General features: G+C 67.0%; 12 protein-coding genes and 1 tRNA gene. 3 read left to right on the plus strand and 10 right to left on the minus strand.

Features of this window, described 5'->3' with window-relative positions; all coding sequences use genetic code 11:
- Position 1 precedes the first annotated feature (1 nt).
- From VKV57_00820 to VKV57_00830, 3 genes are all read right to left on the minus strand, one after another.
- Positions 2-8,497 (minus strand): glucoamylase family protein, encoded by an 8,496-nt coding sequence (locus tag VKV57_00820; protein ID HLW58446.1) that lies wholly within the window; start codon positions 8,495-8,497, stop codon positions 2-4.
- Positions 8,498-9,079: 582 nt separating this feature from the next.
- Positions 9,080-12,274, minus strand: a complete 3,195-nt coding sequence (locus VKV57_00825) for an efflux RND transporter permease subunit (protein HLW58447.1) — start codon at positions 12,272-12,274, stop codon at positions 9,080-9,082.
- Positions 12,268-13,707 carry an efflux RND transporter periplasmic adaptor subunit gene (locus VKV57_00830; protein HLW58448.1) on the minus strand — a complete coding sequence of 480 codons (1,440 nt, stop codon included), beginning with the start codon at positions 13,705-13,707 and terminating at the stop codon, positions 12,268-12,270. Before VKV57_00830 ends, VKV57_00825 begins: the two co-directional genes overlap by 7 nt.
- Before the next feature lie 453 nt (positions 13,708-14,160).
- Between VKV57_00830 and VKV57_00835 the strand changes: the two genes are divergently transcribed.
- Both VKV57_00835 and VKV57_00840 read left to right on the plus strand, forming a co-directional pair.
- Positions 14,161-14,373, plus strand: a complete 213-nt coding sequence (locus VKV57_00835) for a hypothetical protein (GenBank protein ID HLW58449.1) — start codon at positions 14,161-14,163, stop codon at positions 14,371-14,373.
- A gap of 137 nt (positions 14,374-14,510) precedes the next feature.
- A complete protein-coding gene (locus tag VKV57_00840) occupies positions 14,511-15,542 on the plus strand; it encodes a murein transglycosylase A (GenBank protein HLW58450.1) in 1,032 nt (343 codons plus the stop codon).
- Positions 15,543-15,726: 184 nt separating this feature from the next.
- Here the strand turns inward: VKV57_00840 and VKV57_00845 are convergent, their stop codons facing one another.
- The 7 genes from VKV57_00845 to VKV57_00875 all read right to left on the minus strand — a co-directional run bounded on the left by VKV57_00845 (position 15,727) and on the right by VKV57_00875 (position 22,735).
- Positions 15,727-16,371 carry an NAD(P)-binding domain-containing protein gene (locus VKV57_00845; GenBank protein HLW58451.1) on the minus strand — a complete coding sequence of 215 codons (645 nt, stop codon included), beginning with the start codon at positions 16,369-16,371 and terminating at the stop codon, positions 15,727-15,729.
- 266 nt (positions 16,372-16,637) lie between these two features.
- Positions 16,638-16,716, minus strand: a tRNA-Asp gene (locus VKV57_00850).
- 146 nt (positions 16,717-16,862) lie between these two features.
- Complete coding sequence (locus VKV57_00855; protein HLW58452.1) at positions 16,863-18,440, minus strand: diguanylate cyclase; 1,578 nt, start codon at positions 18,438-18,440, stop codon at positions 16,863-16,865.
- A 385-nt stretch (positions 18,441-18,825) separates the two neighbouring features.
- Complete coding sequence (locus tag VKV57_00860; protein HLW58453.1) at positions 18,826-20,589, minus strand: acyl-CoA dehydrogenase family protein; 1,764 nt, start codon at positions 20,587-20,589, stop codon at positions 18,826-18,828.
- A 19-nt stretch (positions 20,590-20,608) separates the two neighbouring features.
- Positions 20,609-21,490, minus strand: coding sequence for a 3-hydroxyacyl-CoA dehydrogenase family protein (locus tag VKV57_00865; protein HLW58454.1), 882 nt, complete (start codon positions 21,488-21,490; stop codon positions 20,609-20,611).
- 23 nt (positions 21,491-21,513) lie between these two features.
- A complete protein-coding gene (locus VKV57_00870) occupies positions 21,514-22,290 on the minus strand; it encodes an SDR family oxidoreductase (protein HLW58455.1) in 777 nt (258 codons plus the stop codon).
- Complete coding sequence (locus VKV57_00875) at positions 22,277-22,735, minus strand: DUF5652 family protein (GenBank protein HLW58456.1); 459 nt, start codon at positions 22,733-22,735, stop codon at positions 22,277-22,279. The genes VKV57_00870 and VKV57_00875 overlap by 14 nt, the downstream gene beginning before the upstream one ends.
- 38 nt (positions 22,736-22,773) lie before the next feature.
- On the opposite strand from VKV57_00875, the gene VKV57_00880 reads away from it, so the two are divergent.
- Positions 22,774-24,000, plus strand: coding sequence for an MFS transporter (locus tag VKV57_00880; GenBank protein ID HLW58457.1), 1,227 nt, complete (start codon positions 22,774-22,776; stop codon positions 23,998-24,000).
- The last annotated feature ends 1 nt before the right edge of the window (position 24,001 follow it).

The raw sequence follows: 24,001 nt of genomic DNA on the forward strand, positions 1-24,001 counted from the left end.
CTCAGGCTAGTGGGGCGGTCTTAGGCGTCTGTGGCGTGAGGGCGTCCCTTGGATTCCCCATCACGGCGTGGACCACGTGAAGCCGCTCATCGTCCATAAGCTGAATAGCGGATGGGTCGACGGCGTTGCCGTCAAGGGTCGCCTCCGCGATCCCGCGACATTGCCGACCCGCGTTCACCACGGTAATCTGGTAGCGGCTACGACCGATGTGCCAGGTGATCGAGTAGCCTGGCCAGGAAGCCGGAATACACGGGTCGAGCGCGAACGTGGAACCGTGGCGCGTGAGCCCTAGGATACTCTCGAGGCCCAGGCGATACAACCATCCGGCGGATCCCGTATACCACGTCCACCCTCCCCGGCCCATGTGAAGGGGATGGGCATAGACGTCCGCCGCGACCACGTAGGGCTCCACTTTGTATCGCTCTACGTCTTGCCGGGACCGCGCATGGTTGATGGGGTTCAGCATGTGAAAGAGCTCAACCGCTTCGTCCCCGTTCCCGAGCTTCGCGATCGCCATGGCGGTCCAGACGGCGGCATGCGTGTACTGGCCCCCGTTCTCCCGGATGCCCGGCACGTAGCTCTTGATGTAGCCCGGGTCGAGCGCTGACTTGTCGAACGGTGGAGTCAAAAGCAGAATGACGCGCGCCGGCCGGTTGATGAGCAGGGTGCGCACGGCGTCCATCGCACGCTCGGCGTGCTGAGCCGGAGCCGCGCCGGACAGGACCGCCCAGGACTGGGCGATCGCGTCGATCTTGCACTCGTCGCTTTGTGCCGATCCCAGGGGCGTTCCGTCGTCGAAGTAGCCCCGCAGGTACCAGTTACCGTCCCAGGCGAGTTCGAGGACCTGCGCCAGCCGGGCGGCTTCGCTTTGATACCTGGCGGCCCTGACGTTATCGGTGCGCGCTTCACACAGTGGCGCGAAACGGCTCAGGACCGCGTACAGGAACCAGCCCAGCCACGTACTCTCGCCCTTCCCCAGATGCCCGACGCGATTCATTCCATCGTTCCAGTCGCCGGAACCGATCAGCGGCAGTCCGTGCGCGCCGGCCGTGAGCGCACGATCGATCGCCCGCACACAGTGCTCATACAGTGTCCCATTCTCGGTGGATACCCGCGGGCTCTCGTAGGCCTCGAGTTGCCCCGACGCAAGGGCCGGCGCCTCCAGGAACGGCGCCGGGGCATCAAGCACGGCCTGATCTCCGCTGGTCTCCACATAGTGCGCGACCGCATAGGGGAGCCAGAGAAGATCATCCGAGCATCGGGTCCGCACGCCGACGCCGGTCTCCTGGTGCCACCAGTGTTGAACGTCCCCTTCGGTAAACTGCCGACTGGCCGCCCGGAGCAGGTGGTCCCGGGTAAGATCGGGGCGCACGAAGGTCAGCGCCATCACGTCCTGGAGCTGATCGCGGAACCCATACGCGCCTCCCGGCTGGTAGTATCCCGAGCGGGCCCACACCCGCGAGCTCAGATCCTGGTACAGGAGCCAGCTGTTCATGATCAGGTCGAATGAATCATCGGGCGTGTGCACCTGCACGGTGCCGAGCACCTCGTCCCACCGTGTCCGCACGGCCTCGGCGACGGCCTCGGCGGCCGCCACGGTACCGTGGCGCCGCATCAGCTCATCCGCTTCAGACCGGTCCTTCCCCTGTCCCAGCAGGATGAGGAGGCGTCGTGTCTCCCCCGGTTGCAGCTCGATGCGCGTGTGAAGCGCGGCGCATGGATCCAGACCAGCGCCGCACCGTCCGGATAAATGGCCTCGGCCGAGCGCGGCAGGCCGCGTTAACGAACCGTTGCGGCCCAGGAACTCCAGCCGGTCGCCACAGGCCGAGGTGAGTTCTTCACTCACCATGGCAAAGCCGACGCGGCCGCCGAACGCCTGGTTGTAGGAATTGCGTGCCAGGATCGCGTGCAACTCGAGATCGACCTCGGTCACGACGTGGAGGTGGTCGCCGGCCCGCGGGGGCCCGAGGGCCCATTCGTTGTAGGCGAAGATGTCGAGGCTCAACGGTCGATCGGTATGGTTCGTGAGCGTGAGCAGCGAGAACTTCACCGGATCGTCGGGATGCACAAAGACGTGGAGTTCCTGGGCCACACCGGGCATCACGTGAGAAAACCGGGTCATCCCAGCGGAGTGCCGCACCATCCACCGGCCGCTGCCGCCGCTGCGGCGCATCGGCCCAGGCGTGGCGGCCCATGCTTCGCCCGTGTCGGCGTCGCGCAGGAAGATGGCTTCCGCGGTCGGATCGATGATCGGATCGTTCGGAAAGGGGGTCAGCCGGTGCTCCCGGCTGTTCTCGGCCCAACTGCACGATCCCCCCGAGGCCGTCACGATGGTGCCGAACCCCGGATTCGCGAGCACGTTGGCCCAAGGCATCGGCGTCTCCCGGTCACCGTCGAGCACCACCACGTACTCGCGACCCTTGTCGGCGAAGCCGCCCAGCCCGTTACCGAACATGAGCGACGGCGCCTCCGGAACCGGGGGGACGATTTCCCCGGCTCTCGATCCGGCGGTGCGGCGGGGAACGAAGGCGGCCGGCCACTGTGGCTCGGGCGCCGGCACGTCAAGTTGGCTCGCGAGGTCGCCGCGGTCGCCGCTGAGGACCGCGCGCGCCGCGGCGGCGAGGAGCAGGCAGCCGGCCTCCCCCAGGACATCCCCGCGCAGCAGGAAAACGCCGCCGGGACGGCCCTTCCACCCCGCCCACGATCCACTTTCCAGGAGCGTCTCAAGCTGCTTGTGGACTTCATCGCGGTAGCCGATCGGGTGGTCGTTGAGGATCACCACGTCGGCGCTCAGCCCCTTCAGGCGCCAGACCTCTTGGGCCTTCAGGACGCTCTGCACCAATGGGAGCGCGTTCTCGTCTAACACGCGCACGAGCAGGATGGGAAGATCGCCGGAGATGCCGTACCGCCACAGCTCGGGTTGCCCCAGCGCGTTGCGCGCCAGGACCTCCGGCTCCGCCCGCAACGAGGCATTTGTGTAGAGGACGCGCGAGGCCAGCCGCATGAACTGCTGGAACTCTTCGGGAGTGAGAGCCAGGTGGCGGAGTTCGATGCGAGCGTGGGTGAAAGCGAGGGCGAAAGCGCGCGCGGCGGTCGCGGGATCATGATAGCGCTCCGCGAGCGTGACCGCCGCCCCCCGATCCGGCGCCATCCCGGTCGAGAACGCAAGGCGGATGAACCCTCCCGCGGCCAAACGGACGCGCAGTCGCAGGCTGGCTATGGGATCGAGCACGGCGCCCGTCGCGCCGGAAAGAGGTCGGCCATCGAGGGCGATGGGATCGTCAGGCCCGTGCCCGCGCCCCAGGAACGCGGCCCGATCAGTCTCCCACTCGACCGGGCCCTGCATCTCCCCTTCGACGGCGAGAACGTGCACGGCCCAGGCGCCGGGTTCGCCGGTGAGATGAGGCCGCTTCCCGCACAGCAGCGCCGCGCTAGCCGGGAGAAACGCCGTCTCCAGGTAGAGTTTGCCGATGCCGGCATGGGCCAGGTCTTCCGCGGGGGACGTCAGCGCGAGCTCAACATAGCTCGTCACCTCGATTACTCGCAGCCGGTCACTGGTGTTGGTCACCGAAAGTCGACGCACTTCGACGTCGTCTTCGAAAGAGGTCGTGATCTCGAGTTGCGTGTCGAGCTCGTCGTCCCGACGGCGGAAAACGGCTTTGTCTGGGAAAAAGGTGACGAGGTATTCTTCCGGTGCCTTGTCCATCGGGTGGAAGGCCGCGGACCAGACCGACCTGCTGTGGACATCGCGCAGGTAGATGAACTGGCTTCCGAGGTCGCGCGTGCGGTCTTCCCGCCATCGCGTCACGGCAAGGCCCCGGCATATCGAGGCGCCGCCCCCCGCGTTCGTGACGACCGCCGTATAGTTGCCGTTCGAGAGAAAGTGCGCCTCAGGATAGGGCGTGTGCGGGGTCCGGAACCGGCGGACTGCGCCCCCGCCCGCCGTCGGCGCGATCGGCGTCGCCTCGGCGGGCCTGGCCTGCACGACGGAGTAATGTCTGGTAAGCCGCTCTTGCAGCAGCAACTCCGTCGCTTGCACCTTTGGATCCGCGTGAAACCACTCTTGCATGGTGGAACGGCGCAGCACGTTGTCCAGGGCGACGAGGGACATCCCCTGATGGTGGGCAAGGAACGCCCTGACAACGACGCCCGCCGCGCGGCCCCCTCTCTTGTCCGTCCGATCGCTCGCCTCGCTGGAACCGGACGTCGAGTAGTCGATGGCATCGTAATAACCAAAGCGTCCCTCCAGACCCTCTCGCGAGAGCCGCTCCATGTTCCGAACGGCCCGTTCCGGGTCTACCAAAGCGGCCAGAAGGGTGGCGTAGGGGGCGATTACCAAGTCATCCGCCAACCCCCGTTTCAATCCCAGCCCGGGTACGCCGAAGGCCTTGTACTGGTAATGCCCCCACCGATCGAGGAAGTTGAACGCCGATTCCGAGATGCCCCAGGGAACCCCGTGGGCCTTCGCATATTCGATCTGGACGCGAACGACGTTCGCGTACGTTTGATCGAGCAGCGTCCCGGGGTACGTCCGCGTGAGGAGGAGTGGCATGAGGTATTCGAACATCGACGCGCTCCACGAAACCAGGGTGGGGCGTCCGCCGGCGCTGACGAGCGCGCGTCCCAGCTGAAACCAGTGGTCCTGCGGAACGTCCCCCTTCGCGATCGCGATGAAGCTCGCCAGCCGCGCCTCCGAGGCGAGAAGATCGTAGAAGGACGGATCGTACCGGCCGGGGCCCTCGGCATCGGGGAGTCGGTATCCGATGGCGAAGAGCTTCCGCGTCGAGTCGAACAGGACCGCAAAGTTCATGGCGTCCACGAGCGATGCGGCCCGGTCGGCCAGTTCCGCGAGTTTCCCGGCGAGGGCCTGATCTCCGCGCTCGGCGATGCCGGGGCCCATGGCCGCGGCGAGCCGGCGAGCCCAGAACAGGACTTCTTCCCGCTCCGGGGACGCGGTGAGTTCCTCTTCGAAACTTGCGATCGCCGTACGGAGCGGGGCGGCTCGATCGGCCAGGCCGATGAGCTTCGCCTCTGGTGCGCCCGTTCCAGCGAGCACACCGCGAACCCCTTCCACGTCGCGCCGCAGCGCCGCGGCGCGATCTTCCGGCGCGGGGTGACCGGCCGTGAAGGCAGCCAGGCTTTCGCGCGTCAGGTCCGCGACGTCACCACACCCCGCACACTGCCTGGCCGGGTCCCAGGGATCGTTCGCCGCCTGACGCAGCCCGTGCGCGAGCGCGATCAGCGCGCCCGCCAGGTTGCCGCTATCTACCGTCGAGACGTAACGCGGCGAAAGCGGTGCGAGGGTCGTCGTATCGTACCAGTTCAGGAGGTGACCTTCGAACCGTTCGAGCGATTCGATCGTCTCGATCGCACGCTCCACCCTCTCAACCAGTTCTCCCGTGGAGATGTGGCCGAGGTCGTGGGCGGCCAGCGTCGAGAGCAGCCCCAGGCCGATGTTGGTCGGTGACGTGCGGTGGGCCAAGAACTCGACCGGCGCTTCCTGGTAATTGTCCGGCGGAAGCCCGTGGTTCTCGGGCCCCATGAACGTCTCGAAGTACCGCCAGGTCTTGCGGGCCATGCGGCGGAGCAGCGCCCGGTCGGCGGGGCCGAGGATACGTCGTCGAGGGGCGACGGGGCGGCTCAACCCATACGCAATCACCGGAGCGGCGAGCCAGACGGCCAGGAAGGGAGCAGCGATAAACACCGCGCCGGGGCGGGTGGTGAGCGTGATCCACAGCAGGAGGACCGCGACAATGGGGCTGACGACCATCTCAAGGAGAAACTGCACGAAGCCGTACCGGCCGACGAGGCGGGCGACTCTCGCCGCCGTTTCCCACTGCAGGAAACCCCCTCCGGTCGAGGCCAGCCGCACCAAGGTGACCGCAATCGCATGCAGGCTTCCGTGGGCCTGGTAGACGAGGAGGGTGATCATCACAAGGAGTTGGGCGATCGCGCCACTGAGGTCTTGCCCGACGTCTCGCAGGAAGACCCCCCAGGGCCGGTGGAATTCTGGTCCGCGGATCAGCCGCACGAGAGCCGGGTAGACGGGGAACGCCATCACCGCAAGCGCCATCAGCGTCCACGCCAGAGGGGCGCCCGGCAGCACGGTCCAGCCCGCGGCCAAGAAGATCACCAGCGACGGCGGAACGAGGCTCCGGCGCAGATTGTCCAAGATCTTCCATCGGCTGATGAGTGGAAGGTCGTTCCGCTCGATCCCGTGTCTCCCGGGGACCCAGGGAAGCAGCCACGGAAGGACCTGCCAGTCCCCCCGGACCCATCGGTGCTGCCGGCGCATGTGCGTCAACACGCTCGAGGGATAGTCATCGACGACTTCCACATCGGAGACAAGGGCAGGACGCGCATAGAGCCCTTCGAAAAGATCGTGCGACAGCAGCGCGTTCTCGGGGACGCGGCCCTCGAGGGCCGCCGTGAACGCGGCCACATCATACAATCCCTTGCCCGTGTACACTCCCTCCGAGAAGAGATCCTGGTAGGTATCCGACACGGCCGTGGTGTAGGGGTCGACACCGGTGTGGCCTGCGTAGACCCGCGAAAAGAGGGAACCGGCGGCACTCCACATCGTCACGCTGACTCGGGGCTGCAGAATGCCGTACCCTCCCGTCACCCGCCTCAACTGGAGGTCGACCCGAGCGCGATGCAGCGGGTGGAGGGCAATCCCAATGAGCTGCCGCGCGGCATCTCGGGGGAGGCGTGTGTCGGCGTCGAGGGTGATGCAATACCGGATCTTCGGCAGCACGGAGAGGTCACCGACCTGGAGACGATAACTCGTATCCGTGGCGCCCAGGAGGAGGCGGTTGAACTCTTCGATCTTCCCCCGCTTGCGTTCCCAGCCCATCCAGCAGTTTTCTCTGGGATTCCACCGCCGGGTGCGATGGAACAGATAGAACCGATTGCCCTGTCCCTGCTCGTAGCGCGCGTTCAGCTCCTCAATGCCCGCACGGGCGGCGGCGAGAATGTGACGGTCCTCCGGCATCTCGGCTGCGGGTGCGTCGATGAAATCGCTGAGAATAGCAAAATGGATGCGGGCGTCGTCATTGCTTAGCGCCTGGACCTCCAGATGCTCGAGGAGGGCGTGGACATGCCCGACACTCGTGAGCAGCGTCGGGATGATCACGACCGTCCGCCCCTCCTCGGGGACCCCTGCTCTCAGGTCGAGTCGAGGGAGACGCTGCGGCGTCACGAGGGTGGAGGCCAGCCACTGGACGAGCGCCGTCGCAAGATCGCTAATTGGGATGAGGACCAGCCCGGCGATCCACGCGTCCCAACGCCATCCGGGGGCCCGGGTCATGGCCAAACCCACACCGAGTGCGGTCAACGCGCCAATGCTCCCCAGGTAGAAGAGCGCCGCGTGCGAAACAATGGATCGGCGTATCCGCTGGGGAAACCCGGGGCGGTAGGCGACATCCGCTTCAAGACTCCGTCGACCTTCCCCGATCAGGTAATGGCCGACGTGTGCCGTCGGATGGCCCCTGGGATCCCGGTCGGCCGCCTCCCTTGCGAGCTCGACGCTCCGCAGCGCGACGCGCATCTGGGCCTCACCCGTGGGCTCGGCAAGTTCTTCAACGGCCCTGCGGTACCGGTTCCGGCTGGCGGAATCCATGTTGGCGTAGATACCGGCAGGGTCGCGCTGAAGGACCTGTTCGATCGCACTCACACGCTCGAAGAACTGGCTCCAGTCCAACGAGGAGCAGAGTCGGAGGCTGGTAATCGCGTTCCCCATCGAGACCTGACTTTCGGCTTGCTCCTGATGCTCGGCGTGTATCACGTCCTCGGCGGTGAGCGTGTCCGCGGTGAGCTTCGCATCAAGGCGGGCGCGCAATTGCGAGACCCGAGGGCCGAATTCACGCACACGTTCCAACAGGCGCACAACGTAGGCCGTGGGAAGCGCATCCGGGAGATCTGGCGGCGGCCCCTCCGCCGGCGCGGCCTCAAGATGGGCGAGATATCGATCGGCGTCCATTCGCCCAGCGCGGCTTGCGAGGATTTCGTCTCCGAGTCTCCGGAGATTCTCGATCAGCGCCACCCTGAGCATCGTCGGCAATGCCCAGAGTTCGCCGATCGTCAGCGGCGCCACGGTCTGGAAAGACGAGACGAACTGGGTGAGTCGTTGCAGATCAAGTCGGCCATCGCTATGGCGGATGAGCTCCACCGCCATTGCGTATACGCGGGCGGACGCGAGCAGTTCCCGGGAAACGATCTTGGGGAGCTCAAGGTAGTAGGATCGCGGCAAACTGACCTGGATCTCCAGAAGCTCGGTCTCGACCATGTGGTAATTATCAAGAAGCCATTCCGCGCCAGGCATGAGAGTTTCAGCACCCCGGACATCTCTAGCCAGCGTGTGATAGGTACGGCGCAGGTTCTGGCCATTGGCATCGAGCCTGGAAAAGAAGCGTTGGGTCGCGGGTCGCGAATTCCGTACCGGTGTGAGGCGGGTGGCCAGCGCCTTGGCCAGCGCATCGAGACCCTCAATGCTCAACAACTCGCCGCGGAAAGGTCCACGATCCGCCATGGAGTCCATGGATCAGTTCGGCAAGGTTCCAAAGGAGGATTGCGATACCAAGGTCAACACATGTCCGCTCCTCTAAACCCGTGAGTCTCCCGGTGCTCCCAATGAGAGCCCTCGAGGACTAGCAGTGGTCCCCACGCACGTTGGTAACACTCACGGGGGCTGGGACACGAGCTCCCAGCGGGTGTCAAGCGATGATGCAGGATGCGATGCCCGTCCGCGAGGGGAAACCCGTGTCAGCAGCACCACCTGCAAACCTTGTTCGATAGGTATTATAACATCCGAGCCGTGGTGTCGTTCACGATCGACGGTCGGACAAAGTCGTTCGCTGCTCGCGAGTCTGGGGCGAGCCAAGAGCACGAGGGAAGATTTGGCGCGCCACCGCGCAGTCGCCTAGGGCGGGAGCACAGAGGAACCTCACCCGGCCCCGCGCTTCGATGCATACGGAGGTTGGATCATCGTCGCGGGGACAGCGTAGGACGATGGCCCTTGGCAATGACCCGCCCCTCTGACGGTGGTCTGCCCGTCCAGGGGGCATAGGCGCGCTGCCGCCTAGCCCCGTTCCACGGGCGGCGCCGAGGTGGCTGGAGCCTCGGGGACCGCCGACGGTCCTTCGGAGCCTCGGCGGCGATTTTTCCCTGCCACCAACACGTAGAGTACAGGAATGAAGAAGATGCCGAACAATGTGGCCACGGCCATGCCGCCGACAACACCGGTGCCGAGGGAGTGGCGAGCGTTGGCGCCCGCTCCTGCGGCGAACACCATCGGGAGCGCGGCGAAGACGAACGCGAGGGACGTCATCAAGATCGGACGAAGCCGCAACCGGGCCCCCGCGATCGCGGCGTCGACCACCGACAGACCTCCGCGATCGTTCTGCTCCTTCGCAAACTCCACGATCAGGATCGCGTTCTTCGCCGCGAGCCCGATGAGCATCACCAGGCCGATCTGCACGTAGACGTCGCCCAGGACATCGCGGAACACAATCCCGCGGACGAGAATGGCGGCAAGCGAGCCAAACGCCGCGAGCGGCACACCGAGCAGCACGCTGAACGGGATGGTCCAGCTTTCGTAGAGCGCCGCGAGCAACAGGAAGACCAGCACAAGCGCGAGCACGAAGATCAGCGACTGCGTGGTCCCAGCCTGTTTCTCCTGATAGGCCAACCCGGTCCATTCGTATCCGTACCCGGCCGGTAGCGCGGTACGGGCTGTCCGCTCCATCACATCGATTGCCCGCGCCGAGCTGGCGCCGAACGGGGCCTGCCCATCCACCTCCGCGGCGTAGTACCCGTTGTAACGGGTGACGATCGCCGGACCGGTGCCGGGCGTGACCGTGACCAACGTGCTGAGCGGCACCATGCCTCCCCCCGAGGCTCGGACGTAGAGCTCACCGATGTTGGCGGAGGTCATGCGAAACGCCGGCTCGGCCTGGATCATCACCTTGTAGACCCGTCCGAAGAGGGTGACGTTGTTGATCTGCAGCCCGCCGAGGAACGCCGAGAGACTCTGGTAGACGCTGTCCACCGGTACCCCCAGCGTGCCGGCCATGTCCCGATTGACGGCCACGTGATATCGTGGCGTCGTCGTGCGGAACCCCGTGGAGAGCGCGGTCACCTCCGGATGGATGCCGGCGACCCCGATGACCTTCCCGGCGACACGCGCCAACGCACTGACGTCGCCGGTGCCATTGCGATCCTCCACCATAAACTGGAAGCCGTTGACATTGCCCTCCCCCGGCAGTGGCGGCAGCGGAAACGCGAACCCGATGGCCTCCGGATAGCGGGAGAACTCAGCGTTGGCCCGTACCAGAAGCGGGAACAGCTGGGTGTTCCGGGACCGGCGCTCGTCCCACGGTTTCAGTGTGACAAACGCCGCAAAGGCGTTGGAGCTGATCGTCCCCCCAGCGAGAAGGTCGTAGCCTCCAACCGTCACGATCGTGTCGATGCCGGGGAGGCCCCGCAGAAATCCCTCCGCCTTACGCTCGACCGCTTCCGTGCGGCTCTGCGTCGCCCCGTCCGGCAGCCGGAAGGCCACGACGAAAAATCCCTGGTCCTCGATCGGCACGAACGTCGACGGGATAAGCCGCAGGATCTCGAAGGTGATCACCGCGATCACCGCGAGGGCGCCGAGCATGAACCAGCGCCAGCGAATACACCGCCTGAGCAGCCGGATGTACACCTCGGTGCCCCGGGTGAAGAACGTGTTGAATCCCGTGAACAGCCAGCCGAGCGGCCCTCGGCCGGCGGTGTGGGGCCGGAGCAGGAGCCCGCAGAGTGCGGGCGTCAGCGTGAGCGCCACCAGCCCCGAGAGCGTCACGCTCGCGGCGAGCGTGAGCGCAAACTGCCGGTACAGCTGCCCGCTGAGACCGCCGATGAACGCGGTGGGGAGGAAGACGGCGTCCAGGACCAGCACGATGGCGATGATGGGACCCTGGACCTGGCGCATCGCCGCCTCCGCCGCCGCGAGCGGTGCGAGTCCTCCATCGATGTGGCGTTCCACCGCTTCGACCACGACGATCGCATCGTCCACGACGAGCCCGATCGCCAGCGTCAAGGCGAACATCGTCATGATGTTCACCGTGAAACCGAGCGCGTTGAAGATCGCGAACGTGCCCACCAGGGAGACTGGAACCGCCAGCATCGGAATGAGCGTGGCCCGAGCCCGGCCGAGAAAAACGGTCACCACCAGCAGCACCAACAGCACCGCCAGGCCGAGGGTCCGGTTGACGTCGCGCAGCGCCGCGGTGATAAAGAGTGTCGTGTCAAAGGCGATGTCCGCGGTGAGGCCGGGCGGAAAGGTCTTGGACAGATCGGCGAGCGCCGCGCGCACTCCCTGAGACGCGGCCAGTGCGTTCGACCCAGGGCTCTGCAGCAGGATGATTATGGCGGCGGGATGACCGTTCCGCGCACCGTCCGTGCTGTAGTCCTGGGCTCCCAGTTCGGTGCGCGCGACGTCGCGCAGCCGGACGACGCTGCCGTCCGCAAGCGTGTGGACGACGATATCGTCGAGCTGGCTCGGGTCCGTCACCTGCCCCTCGGCGGTGACCGTGTATTGGAACTCCGTTCCGGGCAGGGCCGGGCGCTGCCCCAGCGTCCCGGTCGGGGCGACGACGTTCTGCGACGCGATCGCGTTTGAGACATCGCTCGCCGTCAGCCCCAGGGCGGCAAGCCGATCGGGACGGAGCCAGGCGCGCAGCGCGTAGCTCCGCTGCGGGAAGACGAATTGATCGCCGACGCCGGGGACGCGCGTCAGCGGGTCGACCATATGAATCAACGCATAGTTGGTGAGAAACGTCGGGTCGTAGCTGTCCTGCGGTGAGTAAACCGCAATGCCCATCAAGAAGTTCGGTGATGCCTTGCGCACCGCGATGCCGAAGTTGTTGACCGCGGCAGGCAGGTTGGCCGAGGCCTGGCTCACGCGGTTCTGTACCGCCACGGCGTCGATGTCAGGGTCGGTCCCGAGGCGGAAGGTGACGGTCAATGTGTACTGCCCGTTCGATGAACTCTGGGACTGCATGTAGAGCACGTTGGGCGTCCCGTTGACGGCTTCCTCAATCGGCACGGCCACGTTCTGCGCGACTCCCTCCGGGCTCGCACCGATGTACGTGGTGGTCACGGTGACGGTGGGTGGGGCGATGCTTGGGTACTGCTCGCGCGGCAGCGAGCCGTAGGAGAGCGCGCCGACGATGATGATCAGCAGCGAGATCGACATTGCGAAAACCGGGCGGTGAATGAAGAACTGGCTCAGCATGCCCGGACCTCCCACGGGTCAATGCGACCGTTCGGCCCGGGCAACGCCGGCGCCGGTCGGAGCGTCGGCGTCACCTTGATGCCGGGCCGGACCTTCTGGACCCCCTCGACGATCACGCGGTCGCCCGCGCGCAGCCCATTAAGGACGACGAAGAACTGGCCGTACGGCCCGCCGTCCTCGAGTGAACGCACCAAGACACTATTGTCGGGGGCAACGACGAATACCGTCTTGACCCCCTGAACCTCCTGCACCGCCACCTGCGGGACGAGCACGGCGTTGGGCCGGTCCTGCAGTTTGGCCCGCACACGCGCAAACATGCCCGGCCGCAGAAGCCGCTCTGGGTTGGGGAACAGTGCCTGCACGACGATCGTCCCGGTCTGGGGATCCACCGCCCGGTCGAGCGTCCGGAAGGTGCCGGGATGCGCGTAGGTGCTGCCGTCCGCCAGCACCAACTGGAACGACGGCACGCCGAGCGGAGTCGACCCCGTTCTCGCAGCCTCGGCGGAGGTGCGCTTGACGAGGCCGAGGAACGTGACCTCGCTGAGGCGGAACTGAGCGACGATCGGGTCGACCGACGACATCGTGGCGAGCTCCGCGTTGGCGGCAACCAGGTTGCCCTGGTCGACGCTCAACAGACCCACGGTGCCGTCAATCGGCGCCCGCACCAGCGTATAGCGAAGATTGAGTTCGGCCTGCGTGACCGCGGCCTGAACCTGCTGCACGCCCGCGCGCGCCTGCTCGATGCCGATCTGGGTCGAAAGGGCGGTGTTCTTGACCACGGCCTCCTGCGCCGCAACGTTGGCGGCAGCTGCCTGCTCCGCCGCGGTGTCGTTGTCCAGTTGCTGTTGTGCGACCGCCTGTTGCGCCACCAGATAGCGATCGCGTTCCACCTGTTTCTGCGCATTCACCAGAGTCGCCTGGAGGGCCGCCTGCTGTGCCTTGGCCTGGGCGAGTTGTACCTGCTCGAGCGCCTGCCTAAGGTTCGCCTGCGCCGTTGCCAGCTGGGCCCGGGTCGCCTGAAGCGCGGCGGCATAGGGGCGCTGGTCGATGACGAAAAGCAGCTGGCCCCGTTTGACCTCAGCGCCCTCTTTGAACAGCACCTGCTCGAGCGTCCCCCCGATCTGCGCGCGCAGGTCCACGATCTGAACAGCGACCGTTTGCGCCACATTTTCGCTATAGATGGGGACGGTGTGCCGAATCGCTTCGACGACAACGACGGAGGGCGGAGGCGGTGCGGCGGCCCGCGGGTCCTGCCCGCGCCCCCGGGCGGCCGCGCATCCGGCGAGGGCGAGGGCAACCAGGACCAGGGTGCACACAGGGCGCCATCGCTGCCATCCACCCCGCCGACCCTGCGGCGCGGCGGGCGGCCGCACCCCGCCGGTCGGGGGTGACGACATGATCGATCGCTGCGCCGCGCGCATCCAGCTTGCCATAGAATCCACACCTCTTCGTCGACGATGTCCCCGGCGCCGGGCGCGGCCCCATCCGTGGTGCCGGCCGACCGGCGTCTCGCGTCGGACGGCACAAAACACCAGGGTCCGACTAAAGTTTCCACCAGGCGCCTACGGTATCTTCGCCAAACGCCGCGAGGGGGTGACCCATCCGTCCGTAGCCTTCGCGGTGCCCGTCTTCGAGGCCCGCATGTCTTATCCGGAGGCGCACTTTCGATCGGACGGCCGCTATCTCCTGGGCCGGGTGCTTGGTCCCCGACCGCACCGCACGTCGATCTACCCCTCCGGCAGACGATCCGCTTGATCTCTTTCGAATTGCCCGACCGGGTAACCGACCTGGGCATGGTCCGGGTGCCTCTTTCCGGTTCCGAAAGGAGCCGGCGTCTGGCACCCGGGGCGTAGGTCATCAACGCTGACAAAGAGACCCCCGTCACGGTGTCCCCCCTTCGGGATCGCCGTGGGCGCGAGGAATACCAGGTCGGGCGGCAAGAATACCTGTTTGAGATGACTGGGTCGGCCTCGAACCGGATCACGCGCACCGGGGACGGCAAGATCGTCGACGGCGGCCGGGAGAAGTTCGTCAGGACGATCGCCGATATCGGCGGAGAATTCCTCCCCCCCGACCTCCCCACACCGGCCCGGCGATGAATTGGCGCCTCGCGAGCCCCGCCGCAGCTCTTGTGCTGTTCCTCGTTGCCGCGTGCACAAGTGGCCCGCCGCCTCCCCCACATCTCACGCTTACACCCGAGGGGTTCGGCGCGCTGCGGGGGTGGACCGAGGATCGTTTGTCCGATGCGCTTTTCGCGTTCCTCATGTCCTGCGGCCAACTGGCGAAGCTCCGCGACGGCGCCGCCGTCGGCCCGCCTGCCCTGAAATCCACGGCCGCCGATTGGCGCGGCCCCTGCGCCGACGCGGGACAGGTAGTGAGAAACGACGAAGCAGCGCGGCGCTTCTTCGAGGCCGAGTTCAGGCCCTACCTGGCCGGCAACAATGGCTCGAGCGAGGGTCTCTTCACCGGCTATTACGAACCCGAGCTCAGGGGCGCACGCCAGCGCGGCGGGCGCTATCTCACACCCATTCTGAAGCGCCCCCCCGACCTGGTGACGGTGGACCTCGGCCGCTTCCGCCCCGCCTGGCGGGGCGAACGGATTGCCGGCCGCGTCGTCCACGGCACCCTCGAGCCGTACGCGAGCCGGACCGAAATTGAACATGGTGCACTCGATGCGATGCATCTTGCCATTCTTTGGGTTGACGATCCCGTGGATGCCTTCTTCCTTCAAGTTCAAGGTTCGGGACGGGTCCGACTACCGGATGGATCGATCGTGCGTCTAGGCTATGACGGGCAGAACGGGCAGCCCTACATCGCGCTCGGCAAGGTCCTGGTCGATCGTGGCGCGCTCGCCCGGGATGCGGTGTCTCTTCAATCGATCCGCGCCTGGATCGTGAACCATCCCACAGCCGGTGCGGCGTTGATGGATCAGAATCCTTCCTACGTCTTCTTCCGTGAAATGACCGGCGCTGGCCCGGTCGGCTCAGAGGGAATCCCCCTGACGCCCGGGCGCAGCCTCGCCGTCGACGACCGGTTCATTCCTCTGGGCGCGCCCATCTTTCTCGACGCGTCGGATCGAGGTGGGCAGGTACGGCGGTTGCTGGTCGCACAGGACACCGGGGGGGCGATTACCGGACCGGTGCGTGGCGATCTTTTCTGGGGCTTCGGGTCCGAGGCTGAAGCGCGGGCAGGCACCATGCGCGCCCTCGGCCGCTACTACCTGTTATTGCCCAAGAGCATCGCGCCGCCCCCGCTGATTTCCAGGTAAGCGGGCCGCCCTCCTGAGACGAGGGAACAACCTCTCCGCGACGTCGGTGACGATGGGCCGCGCTGCACTTGAGATCACACACGATGATCGTGGCACGCCCGGATCCGTCCGGGGTCCCAACGATGGGTTGCTAAGCGGAGTTGGCCAACTCGCGCTGCTCTGACACGGCCGGTCTCTGCCGCTGTCACCCTCGGGTGAGCAACTTAAACGCATGAACCCAATCATTGCGGAGGAGACCGGGGATACACCAGAGGATACAGAGGGGTTCAATCGCACGAGCGGCTTCGGCCTTACCCATATCGGCCGTCTCCCAACCGAACTGATCGAGAATGCCGGTGACAATGCTCTTCGCCGCATCGTCGTTCCCGCATATGAACATGGTGGGCTTTCCCCCGCTGAATTGTGGGTGGACCATACACGCGTTGCCGACAGAATTGAACGCCTTCACGAACCGGGCGCCGGCAAACTCCCGCTGGAGACGCTCCATCAGTGATTCATTGAGATCGGTGAAGTACTTCAACACCCCGTTCGCGGGCGGCGCATCTGCAATGGGGTTTGTCGCGTCGATTACGACCTTTCCCGCCAGATTGGCCGCGCCTGCGGCGCGCAGGACCTCCGCCGCCGCCGTGCCCTTGACCGCCAGGACGAGGACTTCGGCGGACTTCGCCGTGTCGCCGACGCCGCCTACGCGCGCACGCGGATACTCCTTTGCCCAGTCTGCCAGTTTCGCAGGGACGCGCGTGCCTACCATCACCCCGTGACCACACTTGAGGAACCCGGCAGCCAGGACTTTCGCCACGTCCCCCGACCCTAGAATTCCGACGTCCATGTGCCGCCTTCTCCTTCCCTCAATGTGCTTTTCTACTCGAATTCGCTTTCCTATTCGCTTGACGCCCCACCCCGCGCTCCCGCCTACTCATTGAGCACGGACCAGGCACGCCGTGCCGGTTCGAGGACAGCGGTGATCTCGTTGGGTGGCGTATCGCAGGTGTCCGGTTCATAAAAAAAGCCCCGATCGGTGCCCGGAGGAGATCACCGGCTCTTCGGGCGCATCCCGAACCAGGGGAAGAGCGAGAGCCTGTACTGGGTTTGATCTGGCGGGAGCGACGGGATTTGAACCCGCGGTCTCCTGCGTGACAGGCAGGTGTGTTAAACCAGGCTACACCACGCCCCCCGCGATGGCGGCACTCCCGCCACAAGCAAGTTTACGGTCGCGATCCTACCCTGTCAACTACGCGATCCGGCACGGTAGATCAGCAGCGGCGATGCAGGAACCCGGACGCTCGGGGTGAGGAACTCTGTGGGGACTATCTGTGGGGACTAAGAGATGGGGACCTTGACGCGCCCCGGGGTTGACGGCCCCTGCGCGAGCAGTTCCGAGAGCTTATCGATCAGATCGGTGACGGTTGTGCCGTCCTCGGGAAAGGAGACGACGCCCGCGGAGATCATGAGCCGTTTTACGCTGAGGAGTTGGGCCGCCACGGCATCTTCTTCCAATCTCCGCATCAACCGCTGGAGGATGTCGACGGCGTTGATCTTGGCGACTCTCGGAAGCAATACCGCAAACCGCCCGGCCCCGTCGTGGGCGATCACGTCGACCCGCCGCAGCGAGGTTTGCAACACCTTGATGGCGCGCCGGAGCGCGAAATCTCTGTCGCTCTCCGCGACCGCATCGCTGGAGTAGTCCTCCAACTGAATCTCCGCGATGGAGAAGACGATCAGCAGCCCCGTACATCGTCGGATTTCGTCCGTAACAAGCTTCTGCACCCCACTCCACGGGAAAAGCGAACGGGAAGGATCGGCCCCCCCCATGTGCTGGACTTCCTCGTGCAGCCGAGCGGCCTCCAGGGCCGACACCCCCTGGGCGGCCATTCCGTGAACCCGTCGGAGCACGGACTCGGCAAAGGTCTCCGGGATATCGCCGAGCGCACACAGCCACCCGCGCAGCCCGCCGGCACGAATCAGAGGGACACATGCCAGGACCCGCTCCGGCTGGCCGTCGGTGCTTTGGATCCGATGGATCAACACCTCCCCGCCGACAGCTCCAGCGGGCAGAACGGGCAGCGACAGATCCCCCGGCGCGTGTCCGGCTTCCGCCCAGTCAAACCCTTGGGCGGCGACGAACCGGGGCAACTCATCCTCCCTCGTGACGTAGGCCACCCCTTTGGGCATCCCAACCGTCTCCAGAAAGACGCGGAGGAGAATTTCGATCACCCCCTCCACCCGCAGTTCTCCGGAGAGGTGGCTGGCCAGGTCATTGTAAAACTGCAGTTCCTGAAGCTGCGCCTCCATCTTTTCAGTGGCTTCCCGGAGACGACGATCCAGCAAATCCGTCCACCGGGCCCGTTCCAGCGTCGCCCGGTAATCCTGCACCAGCATGCCGAGGAACAGCGCCAGAAAGAATCCGCCGGCGATGACGGCCCCAAGCCGGAACCCGGTCGTCTCCAGCGCCGTCCCTTCCCCGGCGCGCGTCCACAGCAGGATGATTATCGCGGCCATCGCCAAAGATGCGGCAATGGCCTGGCGCAGGTTGAGCCGGGCCGCCGCCTCGAGAATCGTCAGGTAGTAGAGATAGAGAAATGGGCTGTTCAGGTTCCCCGAGATGATCACCACAAGCGTGACCACCAGAATGTCGAGGGCGATGATGAGATCAACCTTCCGGAAGAGCACGATCCAGCGAGGCCCGACCGCGAGGAGAATCACGTACGCGCCGAGGAGGACCACGATCGGGGTAACCGCTGGGTGGGTCATCGGAATGACCCCGAACCAGAGTGCGGGAATCAGCGTCAGCAGGAGCAATACCCGCGTCAGGCTGATCCACTCTTCGCAGGAGCGGGTGCCCAGGCGCATGAAGAACGCCACCGGCAACGGCGCCTCGGTGATCAGGTCTGCGCTCACAGCTCCTCCAACGCGGGGACCAGCCACCACCGTGGACCCCTCCTCACCGCGGCAAGCCAGGCGCTCCGACCGCGCAACCCCACATTCTGTGTGTGCCCCTTTCGGCATGTGCCCGGACATCGCCGGCGGCGGGGGAGGCGGCGTGTCCTCCCCTCCCCGGGAGCCTCGGGGTGACGGCGCAGTCCCCGGAGGCAGCCGACGGTCCTCCCTCCGTCCGTGCGTCCCGTGGGACGCGGCCACCTCTCGGCTCCGCCGGCGACGGAGGGATATGAAAAACCGCCGGCGGGCGACGGGCCGGGATCGTCGGCAACATCAAGGGGACGCGGCCACAGCTCCGCATCCCCTGATCCGCGAGGCGCGCCCGCCGGACCCCGGCCTTCGCCCTCTACGCGGCCGGCAGCCCAAGTGGGTAGCCGCCGCCCTCTAGGATCCGCTCGGCGATCGCCCGCCGGGCGGCAAGCGTGTTGCGGGGCGGCACGGCGAGAAGGCGGCGAACGCCGATGAGATCGCGCTCCAACTGCGGCCCCTCTTCGACCGCGGAGAGCATCTCGGCGGCGAGCCCCCCGAGTCGGCGGGCCATCGCGTCGACCGCGTAGGCCGCGATCTCCGTCATCAGCGGGCCGCCGTGGGTGCCCGCGCCCGCCGCCGCGCGGAGCACCGCGGATTCGGCGGCGAAGATCTCGATCATCCCGTCGCTGACCAAGGCGAGCACCTCCTGGTGCTCGTCGAGGCTTGGGCCGAGGCGGTCGAAGGCCCGCCCCAAGCCGGCCAGGACGACCGTCTTGGCGCGGGCGAGAAGGTCCCCCCGCTCCTCCTCCGGCGCGCCCGGATCCCGGCCGAGGTGCTCCGCCGCTCGCGCCGCCGCCTCCAACACGGGCAACCGCCCGTTCGCGGCCCGTCGCAGCAGTTGTCCGGCGATCACCAGCCGGTTGATCTCGTTCGTCCCCTCGTACAACCGGTTGATGCGGGCATCGCGGTAGGCGCGGGCGGCGGGGTAGTCTTCGATGAACCCGTAGCCGCCGTAGATCTGCACCATCTCGTCCACGACGAAATCGAGCGCCTCAGAGCCGAAGACCTTGTTGATCGCGCACTCGGGAGCGTACTCGGCGAGCGCGCGGGCGGCCTCCGCCGCGCCGCCATCGCCGGTTAAGTCGATCCCGTCGAGGGCGTGGTCGAGGAGGGCGCCGGTGCGGTACACCATGCTCTCCGCGAGGTAGATGCGAATCGCCATCTCGGCGATCTTCTTTTGGATCAACCCGAACGACGCGATCGGCCGGCCGAACTGCCGCCGCTCGCGGGCGTACGCCACCGCGTCGCGGAGGGCGTGTTTCGCCGCGCCGACGCATCCGGCCCCGAGTTTCAAGCGGCCCACGTTCAGGATGTTGAGCGCCACGACGTGCCCCCGGCCCACCTCGCCAAGGACGTGCTCGGCGCTGACGCGCACGTTGTCGAGGAACAGCGTGGTCGTGGACGACCCGCGGAGGCCCATCTTGTGCTCTTCGGGCCCCACGGTGAAGCCCGAGGTCTCCCGGTCGACGATGAAGCAGGTCACCTTGTTCGGCTCGACCTTGGCATAGAGGATGTAGACGTCGGCGATCGCGCCGTTGGTGATGAACTGCTTGCTCCCGGTCAGCCGGTAGCCGCCGTCCGGGTCCGGCACCGCGGTGGTACGGAGCGAGAGCGCATCCGACCCCGCGGTCGACTCGGTGAGCGCGTACGCCCCGACCAGTTCCGCGGTCACCATCCGGGGCAGGTAGCGCGCGCGCTGGGATCGCGTCCCGAAGAACACGATCGGCAGCATCCCGATTGTCACGTGTGCCCCCACGGTCGACGAGACCGAGCCGCGGGAGATGGTCTCGGCCAGCAGGAGCCCGGTGATCCGATCGAGCCCCACCCCGCCGAACTCCGGCGGCACGTCCGCCGCGAACACCCCAAGCGCGCCGATCTTCCGCAGCACCGACCGCATCAGCGGCAGGTCCTTCTGTTCCAAGCGGGCGTCGAGCGGACCCACCTCCTGCGCCAGGAAGGTCCGAACCGTCCGCGCGATCATGCGGTGCTCTTCGGAGAACCGTTCCGGAGTGAAGACCTCCTCGGCCGACGGTGGCTCAAGCAGCCACCTCGCTCCTTCCGCCCGCCGGGCGATCACCATCGCGCCCCCGCCTCTCCCCTCACGACGATGGAACCGGGGGGTAGACGTACCACCCCTTCCCGGTCTTGCGCCCGTAGTCGCCTCGCTCGTACCGCTCCACGATGCTGCGCGCCGGGCGCTGCGCCGGATCTCCGCTCTCCTCGAACCGCTGCATCCGCACGTTGTAGGCAACGTCGATGCCGTTGTGGTCCATCAGCTCAAACGGCCCCATCGGGTGGCGCAACCCCTTCTTCACCGCCAGATCGATGTCTTCGAACGACGCGATCCCCGCCTCGTAGAGGCGCATCGACTCGTCCATGATCGCGGCGAGGATGCGGTTGACGACGAACCCGGAGATCTCGCGGCGCAGGAGGATCGGCGTGCGGCGCATGCGCCGGGCGAGCGCCATCGCCTCCTCGGCGGTGGCCTCGCTGGTCCGCGGGTGCATCACCACCTCGACTAACTCCATCACCAGCGGCGGATTGAAAAAGTGCATGTTGCAGACCCGGTCCGCCCGCCCCGTCGCATCCGCCAGCAGCGAACTGCGGATCGTGCTCGAGTTCGTCGCCAGGATGGCGTGGGGCGGAGCGATTCGGTCGAGGGTGGCGAACACCTGGCGCTTTTCCGCCAACCGCTCGACCACGGCCTCGATCACAAAATCGGCATCCCGCGCTCCCTCTTCGATGCTGGTGGTCCGCCGGATCCGCCCCAGCGCCTGTTCGGCGTCGCCTTCCGAGAGCCGCCCCCGCTTCACCCACCGGGCCATGTGGGCGTGGTTGCTCGACCGGGCCTTTTCCAGTGCCTCCGCGCTCACGTCGACCACCGCCGTCCCACACCCGGCCAGCGCGCCGAGCATGGCGATCTGATGCCCCATCGTACCGGCGCCCACCACGCAGAGTCGCTGCACCGCATTCCCCCCCATCGCTTCGCTCCTCGGCGGCGTCGTCACCGCGCGGTCTGCCCGCCGTCCACAACCAAGACGTGCCCCGTGACGTAGTCGCTGGCCGGGCTCGCCAGGAACAGCGCCGCCCCCTTCAAGTCGTCTTCGCCCCCCCACCGGCCCATCGGAATCGTGTCGAGGATCGCCTCCCCCCGGTGCTCGATCAGCCACCGGGTCATCTTGCTCGGAAAGAACCCGGGCGCGATCGCGTTCACGGTGATCCGGTGCCGCGCCCACTTCACCGCCAGGTCTCGGGTGAAAGCGATCACCGCCCCCTTGCTCGTGCTGTAGCCGATCGCGTCCAAAACGCCCGCGTCCGCGCCAACCAATCCCGCCACGCTCGCGATGTTGACGATCTTCCCGCCCCGGCCGGCCTCGATCATGGCGCGACCCGCCGCGCGCGCCATGAGGAACACCCCGTCGACGTTGGTCTGCATGACCTTCCGCCAGGCCTCCACCGGCATCTCGAGGATTGAAGCGCCCCAGGTCGCCCCGGCGTTGTTGAACAAGATGTCTACCCGGCCGTATGCCTCGAGGGTGCGCGCGACCGCGGTTTCTACCTCATCGGCGCGACTGACATCACACGCGACGGCCCGCGCCCGGACACCGCGTTCGGTCAGGCGCGCCGCCGCCGCCGCCAGTTCGTCGGCCTTCCGCGCGGTCAGGACGACCGACGCCCCCGCCTCACCCAGCGCGGCCGCCATCTGAAACCCCAGGCCGCGCGATCCGCCGGTGACGATCGCCACCTTCTCCGAGAGGTCGAACAGCTCACGGACGTGCATCGGCGCCTCCGCCCGCGGACGACCCCGACGACGGGCCGCCCCCCCCGATCCGCCATCCCGGCGCGATGGGCGATTCCATGCGCCCGACGACAAAGACGAGATAGACGATCTCGAGAAGTCCCAAGGTGTTCACAACGAGCAGAACCACGAACCATCCGGTCTGCCCCGCGCGCGCCGCCCGCCACAGGGCGAGCCCCTTCCACACGAGCGTCCAGACCACGATCAGCGCGAGGACCCACGGGGGAAGGGCTCTCAGGGGGAACGGCTGCCACAGCGGAACCCCGGGCATTTGCCCCGACTTCTCGGCTCGGACGGCCGTCTCCTCCAGCGGCAGCGCCCCCGTTCCCGCGCCGGCGCCGGGCTGAAGTGAGCGGCGGATCGCGCGTCGAACACCTCTGCCGATGCCCTCCGAGTCCCCTTCTCCTGATGCGACGCTCGACGCCACCGGCGGTGCGCCCCGGTGGCCCCGCGTGCGAGGCTGAGGTGGCCACCCCGTCTCGCCACCCGACGCGGCGCGGGACGGACCTGGCCTGGGTCTCCCTCCTGCACGTCTGGAACGATGGGTTGACCGCGGGGCTCACCGTCCTCCTCCCCTTCATCGCCGCCGATCTCCACCTGGGCTACGCGCGGGCCGGCCTGCTTCGAACGGCCCATATTTTGGCGATGAGCGGGGCGCAGATCCCGCTCGCCGCACTGGCGGGGCGCGCGGGCGAGCGGGCCGTGCTCGGGCTCGGGTTGGCCTGGTTCGGCGGGGCCTGTGCCGCGCTCGGCGCCGCCGCCACCTTCGCGATCGCGCTGGGCTGGGTGGCCGCCGCGGGGATCGGTGCGGGGGCGTACCACCCCATCGCCACCAACAGGATCGCCCGCGTCGCCGACCCCCGCGGACGGGGCCGGGCGGTCGGCGCGCTCAACGTCGCCGGCGACATCGGGAAGTTTTCGCTCCCGGCGGCGGCGGGGATCCTCGCCACCCTGGTGGGGTGGCGGGCGGGCATCGCAAGCCTGGGGGGGCTCGGGGCCGCCGTCGGGCTGGCGTATCTCTGGGCCCACCGGCACCCCGGGGGTGACCCGCAACCGTCGACCGAGGAACCGGACCGCACGAGGGGAGCGTCGACCTGGTGGGGGATCCATCGCCCCCGGGCCTTCGCCGTGATGACGGCGATCGGGGTGATCGACCAGGGGACCCGGTCCGCGGCTCTGACCTTCCTCCCGTTCCTGCTGGTGGCGCGCGGATTTGGGAAGGCCGAAGTCGGCGGCCTCTTCGCGGTCATGACGCTCGGCGGCGCAACGGGGAAGTTCGTCTGCGGCTGGCTGACCGACCTGATCGGCGACCGGCCGGTGATCCTGACCACCGAAGCGGTCACGGCCGCCGGGGTGATCGGCCTGCTCTGGCCGCACGGCGCCGCGGTGTTTGCGGTCTACCTCACCGCCCTCGGCATCGTCCTGAACGGTACCTCATCGGTCCTCTATGCCGGGGTGGCGGCTCTGGTGGATCAGGTGCGGGGACAGCGCGCGTACGGGGTGTTCTATACGATCACGTTTCTGGGCTCTGCGATTGCCCCCGCCGCCTACGGCGTGATCGCCGACCGATCGGGGCTGGCCGCCGTGTTTTGGACGCTGGGACTCGTCACGATAACCATCCTCCCGCTCGCCCTTCTGTTGCCCCGACACGACTTCCCCGCCGCCGCACCGATCGCCCCCGGAGGCGCGTGAC

The sequence above is a fragment of the bacterium genome (assembly GCA_035307765.1).
GTDB lineage: Bacteria > Sysuimicrobiota > Sysuimicrobiia > Sysuimicrobiales > Segetimicrobiaceae > Segetimicrobium.